This window comes from Streptococcus mitis, from assembly GCF_003944325.1.
Lineage (GTDB): Bacteria > Bacillota > Bacilli > Lactobacillales > Streptococcaceae > Streptococcus > Streptococcus mitis_CW.
On sequence record NZ_RJPX01000012.1, the window covers coordinates 41,419 to 50,673 of the forward strand.

Annotated in this window: 6 protein-coding genes, 1 pseudogene and 1 other annotated feature (1 of these 8 only partly in view); of the genes and pseudogenes, 1 reads left to right on the top strand and 6 read right to left on the bottom strand. The window is 38.1% G+C overall.

Annotated features, from left to right (window positions below; all coding sequences use genetic code 11):
• Positions 1 to 89: a binding site (T-box leader), on the bottom strand (it extends 129 nt beyond the left edge of the window).
• Positions 90 to 185: 96 nt separating this feature from the next.
• The 6 genes from ppc to D8787_RS05110 all read right to left on the bottom strand — a co-directional run bounded on the left by ppc (position 186) and on the right by D8787_RS05110 (position 8,785).
• On the bottom strand, positions 186 to 2,882 hold the full coding sequence (gene ppc, locus D8787_RS05085; RefSeq protein WP_125421399.1) for a phosphoenolpyruvate carboxylase: 2,697 nt from the start codon (positions 2,880 to 2,882) through the stop codon (positions 186 to 188).
• Positions 2,883 to 2,906: 24 nt separating this feature from the next.
• The gene (ftsW, locus tag D8787_RS05090; RefSeq protein ID WP_125421402.1) at positions 2,907 to 4,130 is read right to left on the bottom strand and encodes a cell division peptidoglycan polymerase FtsW; all 1,224 of its coding nucleotides are present in this window, start codon (positions 4,128 to 4,130) and stop codon (positions 2,907 to 2,909) included.
• A gap of 160 nt (positions 4,131 to 4,290) precedes the next feature.
• Positions 4,291 to 5,229 carry a peptidylprolyl isomerase PrsA gene (gene prsA / locus D8787_RS05095; protein ID WP_125421405.1) on the bottom strand — a complete coding sequence of 313 codons (939 nt, stop codon included), beginning with the start codon at positions 5,227 to 5,229 and terminating at the stop codon, positions 4,291 to 4,293.
• A 66-nt stretch (positions 5,230 to 5,295) separates the two neighbouring features.
• Complete coding sequence (locus D8787_RS05100) at positions 5,296 to 6,009, bottom strand: O-methyltransferase (RefSeq protein WP_125421408.1); 714 nt, start codon at positions 6,007 to 6,009, stop codon at positions 5,296 to 5,298.
• Position 6,010: 1 nt separating this feature from the next.
• A complete protein-coding gene (gene pepF, locus D8787_RS05105; RefSeq protein WP_125421411.1) occupies positions 6,011 to 7,813 on the bottom strand; it encodes an oligoendopeptidase F in 1,803 nt (600 codons plus the stop codon).
• Positions 7,814 to 7,831: 18 nt separating this feature from the next.
• On the bottom strand, positions 7,832 to 8,785 hold the full coding sequence (locus D8787_RS05110; RefSeq protein ID WP_125421414.1) for a competence protein CoiA: 954 nt from the start codon (positions 8,783 to 8,785) through the stop codon (positions 7,832 to 7,834).
• A 344-nt stretch (positions 8,786 to 9,129) separates the two neighbouring features.
• Between D8787_RS05110 and D8787_RS11435 the strand changes: the two are divergent.
• Positions 9,130 to 9,255, top strand: a pseudogene (locus tag D8787_RS11435) (ISL3 family transposase); the annotation flags it as partial.

The following is a 9,255-nucleotide window of genomic DNA, read 5'->3' on the forward strand; positions in this document are numbered from 1 at the left end:
CAGCCCAATTTTCATCATCGCCACTTATCTGTTTTCAGCTACCACAGACTCTCTAAAAAGTTTGTATGATTACTTTTCTGAATGGTTAAATTATATCATTTTTCAACTACTTGTCAAGACTCTTTGAGAATTTTTTTGAAATATTCAAAAACTTCCCCTATAGAAAGGAGGAAGTTTGATAGGTATCAGCCTGAATTACGCAAGCCTGTCGCAATTCCGTTGATGGTTGTATGGATTAATTTTTCTTGATCGCTTGACAATTCTCCTCGACGTTGTCGTTTAATCAACTCCAACTGGATATAGTTGAGGATATTAAAGTATGGCATACGGTAATCCAAACTTGCTTTCAGATATGGATTTTCAGCTAATAATTCGTCATATCCTTCAATCTCTAGGATAACATTTTTAGTTAATTGCCATTCGTCTAAAATAGTATCATAAATAGCTTTCACTTGATCATCTTCACATAACTTAGCATATTCAAAAGCAATATTCATGTTAGATTTTGACAAGACCATGTCTACATTTGAAAGGAGAGATTGGAAGAAAGGCCAATTTTGGTACATATCTCGTAAGATAGCGATATTTTCTGGATTTTTATCGATAAATTCCTTGAAGCTTGATCCAACCCCATACCAGCCAGGGAACATGACACGGCTTTGCGACCATGAGAAGACCCAAGGAATAGCACGCAAACCACCGATTTCTGTAATAGTCTTACGAGCAGCTGGACGAGAACCGATATTAAAGCTGGAAATGGCCTTAATAGGACTTGACTCAAAGAAATAATCATAAAAATGTTCATTCCCAAAAACTAGGTCTCGGTAAATATCATAACTACGATCCACTACTTGATCCATAATAGCCTCATAGCGATTTGAGGTATTAGTATCACTCTTCCACTGAGTAATCATGCGGTTAATGGCTGCTGAAACCAACATTTCAAGGTTATAATAGGCAGCATCTTTGTTACCGTATTTATTGCCAATTACTTCACCCTGCTCCGTCAAACGGATACGATCCTTGATAGACTTGAGCGGTTGAGAGGTGATGGCTTCATAAGTTGGTCCACCACCACGACCGACAGTACCACCACGACCATGGAAGAAGGTAACCTTAACGCCAAATTCATCTCCAATAGCAGTCAATTGTTGTTGAGCCTTGTAGAGGGTCCAACATGATGATAAGTAACCACCATCTTTATTACTATCAGAATAGCCAAGCATGATTTCTTGGTAGTTATTGCGTGAAGCAATCCATTTTTTGGCAAGACCAAGAGAAAGGTATTCTCTCATGGTTTCTTCCGAGTGGTCCAAGTCCTCGATTGTTTCAAAGAGAGGAACGATTTGGACACGGGCTCTTTCTTTATCAACTAGTCCTACTTCTTTTAGTAAGATAGCCAATTCCAGCATGTCTGATACGCTGGTTGCATGTGAAATAATGGTCTGACGAATAACATCGTCACCCAACTTATCTTTCAAATTACGAGCAGCCTTGAAAATGGCCAATTCTTTTTCAAGTAACTCCGATTTTTCAACGTGAGTAGCCGAAAGAATGCGTGGATCTTCTTCTAATTCTTTCAAGAGAAGCTGGCATTTTTCTTCTTCACTTAGTTCGCTATAACGCGAATGAATTCCTGCTGATTTCAAGAGTTCTGCTACGCAGGCCTCATGAACACTAGAATCTTGACGCATGTCAATAGATGCCAAATAGAAACCAAAAATTTCAACTGCTTGAATCAATTCAACAAAATCACCAGAAATCAGTGCTTCACCCTTGTTTTCCAAGAGGGAATCACGGATAGTAACTAAGTCCTTATAAAAGTCATTGGCTGTTTCATAGCGAGCTCCAACTTCTTTATCTTCAATAAGATAGGCTTTTGTTGCTTGAATTTTTGATTGAATATCAAACAAAGCGCGACGATACAGCTCTTTTTCACGATAAATTGAGTTATCCTTAGATTGACGAGCCATTTCTCTGACTTGCTTGCTGACATTGACAATACTAGTTGAGAGAGAGAACTCACGATAAAGTTGATAAATCTTTTCATCGTAGTAGTTCATGATGACTTCACACTGTGTCATGGCAGATTTCTTCAAGGTATCTGCTGTAACAAAGGGATTCCCATCACGGTCTCCACCAATCCACATTCCCATGGTAATTGGTTTAGGATGTTTCAACTCCAAACCGTGTTTTTTAGCCAGACGCTTGTACTCAGCAGTCAAATGAGGAACTGCTTTCAGGAATGAACTATTGTAGTATTCCATAACATTCGTGATTTCATTGGTCACTTTCAATTTCTTTTCACGAATCATATCTGTCTGCATGATAATCTCAATGTAACGACGGAGATCATTATGCCATTTTTCCTTATTAATCAAGCCTAATTTCACATCACGATACTTACGCAAGAGGGTGTGGATATGGTTAGTCAAATCCAGCATACTCTTACGTTGCACTTGTGTTGGATGGGCTGTCAAAACAGGGACAACATTCAAATGTTCTAAAATTTCAACCGCATTTTCTTTTTCTGCAACCATTTTAATCGTTGCTGACAACTTACCAAGATAATCTTGATCGATATTATTTTGATGGTTGATTTCATAGGCCAAATCCACGTCTTCTGAAATATTAATCAAAAGAGGTAAGATAGAGAAATAGCGTGAAATATAAGCCATTTCATCATTTGTCAGACTAGTAACTAATTGGTTCAAGCCTTGATAATCTTCTTGAGTTGACAATTCTTTCAACTGCATGATTTTTTCAAAAGTCTCTGGAGCAAGCATATTTTTAGTAATATCTTCTAACAATTCTGTTAAAATCAATACTTCTTCTTGCACGACAGCTTTATTACTATAGTTTTCTAATTTTTGAAGAGACATAGGTAATCCTTTCCACTATCAACTCTACATATAGTGTGATGAGTGAGTTTCTAACTCCTCATATAATTGGGCACGTTTTTCACTTGCATCAATATTCAAGACAAAGGCGATGGCTACAGACAAGACCAGGAGACTGTTCCCTCCTTGCGATAGGAAAGGGAAGGTTACTCCAGTTGAAGGAATAATACCAGAAATTCCACCGATATTGACAAAGACCTGTACCAACATCATCCCCCCAACCCCAATCGCCATCATGGAATTAAAAGGATTCTTAGCACGAATTCCCACCAGAATAATTCGTAAAATAAGGAAAAAGACAAGTGCCAAAATCAAGCTGGCTCCTACAAAGCCAAATTCTTCAATGACAATTGAAAATACAAAGTCTGTATGGGCCTCTGGTAGATAGCCACGTTTTTCGATTGAATTTCCTAAACCTAGACCAAACCAGCCACCATTGACCATGGCAAAGTAAGAATTTGCAAGTTGGTGGCCTGCTCCTGCCAAATCGGTAAAGGGATTAAAGTAGGCACTGAAACGCTTAGCCACATATCCAAATACTGGAACTTTTAAAAACTTATCAACCCCTATCATATCAATAGCTGTTAAGGAAAGGGCGGAAACGCCAAACAAAAGACCGATAAAGGCTACAAACCAGCGATGAGCAATCCCACTAACTGTATACATAATCAAGGCAACCAAAGCTAGGATAGTAGCATTCCCCAAATCTGGGAAGATAGCCAAACTTCCTATCATGACCAAGAGGACAAAACGCCAATCATTAAAAGCACGAGGAATCCATTGATTTTGAGTTAAAACTTGGAAATCATAAACAGCAATTTCATCCTGTTGTTTTGAAAAACGTTGGGCCAAGTACCAGACGATAATAATCTTCAAATACTCAGCTGGCTGAATGGTCAAAGGTCCTACTGATATCCAACCATAGGCTCCATTAACTGGCGTACCAATTAAGCGAGCCAAAGCTAATAGAATTAGCTCAACAAACATAACAATAAATAAAAGTCGTTCTTTTCTTAAAAAATTCAGTTTCAGCTTATATATCAAGGCAATCAATATTAAACTAAAGCCCCAAAATATTCCCTGACTTCGAACTAATTGCAGGGCACTTTTACCTTCTTCGATAAGAATAGCACTGGTTGTAGAATAAACTACAATCAAGCCCAAAATAGATAAAAGTAAATAAGGAACTAGGATAGAATAGTTTAATAGGTGCCTCTTACTAATCTTCATAGTATCACCAATCTAATGAGAACAAAAGAAATTATTCCCAAATTCCGTTTATTTTCTAGTTTTGATTGCTATTATACCATTTTTTCCGAAAGAAAAAAACTCTTATCCTTAAGATAGAAGATTTTCTCATAAGAAAAAGAGCACTTGGCTCTTTTCTGTTTTATTCTTTTGATGAACTACTTGAGCTTGAATCTCCACCGCCGATATATTGGGTAAAGATATTTTGGAAGGCTTGGTCTTTGACCTTGATATTAGCTGCTTGCAATTCTTTTCCGATAATACTTTGAACAAATGTTGCATCGTTCTGTTTTTGAGTTAAGATAACCGTTTTTAATTTTTCTTTATAATCATCGATATTAGATGATTTTTCTGTTTTCTTAGTGAGTTTTACAATGTAATATTGGCTACTATAGGCTTGTGTGCCAGTGGCTTTAATCACATCAGAAACACCATTTACATCTAAAGCAAAAGTAGCTTTTTTAACTTGTTCTGGTACTTCTGTTGAAGCAGAATCAAAGGTGATTTCTCCACCATTCGCTTTAGTTTTCTCATCAGTTGAGTTATCTTTGGCTAATTGAGCGAAATCTGCGCCACTTGCCTTGGCTTTTTCAAGAATTTCTTTCGCTTTATCCTCATTATCAAGACGAATGATTTGAGCAGTTACATCTGGAGTGTACTCATCAAAGGCCTTCTTGTAAGCATCATCTGTCAATTCAGCTTCTGCTGCTTTTTTAACTGCCAACTCAACTAATTTACTTGTACGAATTTGAGCTTTACGTGTTTCAAGGGTCATACCTGCTTGTGACAAGACACGTTGGTAGTTCTCACCATATTGTTTTTCTTCTTCGGCAATAGTATCGTTGACTTCTTTGTCATCTACTTCTGAGCCATATTGTTTCTCAAATACTTTTTGGATGGTCAAGTTCAACAACACTTGTTGAGCTGAAGGATTGCTCTTCACTTGCTCATAAAACTGATGTTCTGTGATGACATCCCCTTTCATGCTGATAAGGTCTGCTCCTTCTGAACCTTTCGAACAAGCTGCTAAAGTTGCTACTGATAATAGTGTAATGGCACCTGCCAATAGTTTTTTCTTCATGTCTACTCCTTTTAGATAAGTGTTACCCTATCTATTTTACTATATTTTCTTAAATTATTCTGAAAATCATTCGCTAATAGGCAATTGAACATCTGCTACATTTTTACGAAGCATGAGAATACCATCTCCTAAAGGTACTAATGTTGCAGTGAGTCCTGGATTGTCTAAGGTTGCATCAAATAGTCTTTGAAGGCCTCGATAAATGGTTCTCTGGCCACGACGGACTTCCATAATGTCCTTGGCAACATCACCACCTTGGAAAATATCATCCAAGACAACCACACCACCAACTTCCAAGTGTTTGAGGATTTCTGGCAAAAAGACGATGTATTTAGACTTGGCAGAATCCATAAAGACGAAATCATAGGACTCTGTCAAGGTAGATAAGACATCTACCGCATCTCCCTCTAGGAGTGTAATTTGCTTGCGACTGTCAAACTGAGCGAAATTTTCCTTGGCAAATCCAATCATCTCTGGATTGCGGTCAATAGTTGTAATCTTAGCATTTGGCGCATGTTCCGCCATCAAGAGGGCTGAAAACCCGATGGCCGTCCCAATTTCCAGAATGTTTTTAGGCTGCATGGTTTCCATGAGAAAACGGAAATAAGCAACCGTTTCATGGGGAATGATGGGAATATTTTCCTTACGGGCAAAGTCTTCCAATTCTTTCAAAGAGCCTGTGACTTGCTTTTGACGCTGACGCATCAAGTCCACAATTTCTTCCTTGACAACAGGGCGACGCATGTTATGGTTGGCATTTTTACTATATGATTCAACCATCTTATGCCAATCCCAATTTTTCAACAAGGGCTTCAAACTCATTCAAACGACGTTCAAAGACTGCAAAGGCATCGTTGAGATAGTCTTCCTTCTCCATATCAACACCAGCTTTTCTCATGACATTAAGTGGATAGTCAGACTTGCCTGCCTTGAGGTAGTCGATATAGCGGTCACGATCCTCTTGACTACCATGAACAATCTTTTCAGCTAGGGCTGAGGCTGCTGCAAAACCTGTTGAATATTGATATACATAGTAGTTATAGTAGAAGTGTGGAATGCGTGCCCACTCGTATTGGATTTCAGGATTGTCTTCCTTACTCAAACCATAATACTCTTGGTTCAAATCTGCGTAGAGTTTATTTAAGAAATCACTTGTCAAGACTTCACCATTTTGATCCGCTTGGTGAATGGCGTGTTCAAACTCAGCAAATTGAGTTTGGCGGAAAACTGTTCCACGGAAACCATCTAGGAAGTTATTGAGAATAGCAAAGCATGTTGCATCGTCTTCCACTTCTTCCAACAATTTCTCCGTTAAGATATTTTCATTGGTCGTTGAGGCAATCTCAGCCAAGAAGATAGAATAATCCCCGTAAACATAAGGCTGCGTTTCACGAGTATAGCTGGAATGCATACTGTGACCTGTCTCATGGACAAGGGTAAAGAGATTGTCTAGATTGTCCTGCCAGTTAAGGAGCATAAAGGCATTGGTATCGTAAGAACCACCAGAGTAGGCCCCTGAACGCTTGCCTTGGTTTTCGTAAACATCAATCCAACGCTTGCTGAAGGCACGTTTAACACGGCTCAAATAATCCTCACCCAAGACTGCCAAGGCTTCTTCTGCTTTTTTCAAGGCTTCTTGGTAGGTAAAACTATATTCAACAGATGAAAGCGGTGTATAGACATCGTACATCTTGAGGTCTGAAATTCCCAAAATCTTTGAACGAAGCTCAAGGTAACGATGCAAGAGAGGCAAATGCTTGCGAACTGCTGCTACCAAATTGTCATAAACACTTTCTGGAACAAAATTTGCCGCTAGGGCTGCATGACGAGCACTCTTGTAGTTGCGAACTTTTGCACGATAGTTTTGAACCTTAACATTTGTTTGCAAGGTTTTAGCATAAGTATGTTGGAATTGCTCATAAGTTGCATAAAGAGCTTGATAAGCATCTCGGCGAACTTCACGATTTTTAGACTCCATCAAACGCATATAAACGCCATGTGATAATTGTACTTCGTTACCATCTTCATCTTTAACAAATGGAAAGACGATATCTGCATTATCTAAAATAGCGAAGGTTTCACTTGCTGAACCAAAGATTTCACCAGCTCCAGCTAATAATTCTTCTTCTCGTTGTGATAGAACGTGTTCCTTGCCTTGCAAAAGCTTGTCAAAATAGTGTTGATAAACCTGCAATTTTGGCTGAGCTTCTAAAAAGTCAGCATACTGCTCTTCACTGATTTCCATAAATTCAGGTTCATAGAATGAAAAGGCTTGGTCTAGCTGGCTATAGAGAGTCATGGCCTTGGCATAGTACTCTTGGTACTTGGCTTCACGTGTGTCTTGGTCATTCTTCATATGAGCATAAACGTAAAGCTTCTCCATCTGGCGTTCCATTTCAAGAGAAAATTCAGTGATTTCTAGAAGGCTATCCGCACTATCTAGGAGATGGCCTTCATACTGGGCTACTGTCTCCAATTGTTCTGTTAAATCTTTTAAGGCTTCTTCCCAAGCCTGGTCAGTGGGGTAGATCGTTGATAGATCCCATGTATCTTTTTCATTTATTTCATTTCTTTGTAATACCATTAGATTCCTCCATCCTTTCTATTCTACCATATTTTTCAAGAAATATTGCTGATAAAAGGCTGGTGGATAAAGCATTTGCCAATCATTTTGAGGATTTTCTTGATAATAGGTATAAAAGTGCTGATAATAGCTAGTCAAGTCTTGGTCAATCTGGAAAAATTTGCCCACTATTGGTCGAATTTGTGGATACCATTCTTTTAGTCCATAAGTCAGGAGATTTTCTCCCTTTTGATAGGCTTCTGCTTGTTCTTTCATCCAAATGGGATTTTGATAATAAATCTGCTGTCGGATATAGCGACAAATTTCCTTATCTTGAAAAACTGTAAAATGATATATTTTTTGTTTCTTATAGGGAAGACGTAATATTTCCAGTAGACTACCTTGACCACAAGGAAATTCCTTTATTTGATAATGGAGTTTACCTCGAAGATCCTGGTGAATCAGGTATTTGAGTCTTAAAAGCTGTTTTTCCTTGTCCAATTCCCAAACATAAAAGCCCATATTTTGACTGAAATAAAGAAAACCTTGTTGCAGACGAGTCAAACGCTCCTTGAGCCAAAGTTTTTCCCCCAGCAACCATAGTACTTGGTATCCCTGACTACGATAGCCCTCGCTGCGCTCTTTAAGAATTTTTTGAGGCAAGGGACTACACTGAACTTCTAAAGCTAGATTGCCATTTACAAATACATCCGCAATCTGTTTAAGATCTGTAAGCGGGTATTCTAATTGTACCTCAGCCTCTGTTTTCAACCAATTATAGAGGACTTCCTTATTTGCCAAGTGTTCTGGACTTTCATTTTCAAAGGAATAATCACAGTCTTTTAAGGATTTATGGGCAAAATGGGTTCGTACACTTGATCCTTGCCGCAAACGGAGCTGACCTCCACAAGCTGGGCAGGTGTATGCTTGCTTCTCAATCTTGTCTTCTAACACATTTACCAACTGTCCCCTAGCATCTCTTGCAACAAACATGATTTTCCTCCTTTTCTATATTATTCGTAAAAATTAATAATCGTATTTTTAATTATAGAAGAAAAGTATAGTAAATCGAAATAAAATATAAGCAAATTGATTGGGGAATTATAGTGAGTTGAAATAAGATGTGAACTAAGAGATTAGGAAAGTCAAATTAATTTCTAACAATGCTTCAGAAGTCATGTCCTACTATTCCAGTTTCAATACTCTATATAATTGGCTCTATAATATTTGTAGTGGGTAAATCCCCTATAGATATTATGGAGCCTATTTTTGTGTAGAAAAAAAGTCCCATAAGATCTATAATGAAAAGCGACCAAACTATCATTAGAAAGAATCATATGGAACAATTACATTCTATCACAAAACTACTCGATATTAAAGACCCTAATATCCAAATTATAGATATCATTAATAAGGGTACACACAAGGAAATCATCGCTAAACTAGACTATGAGGCCCCATCT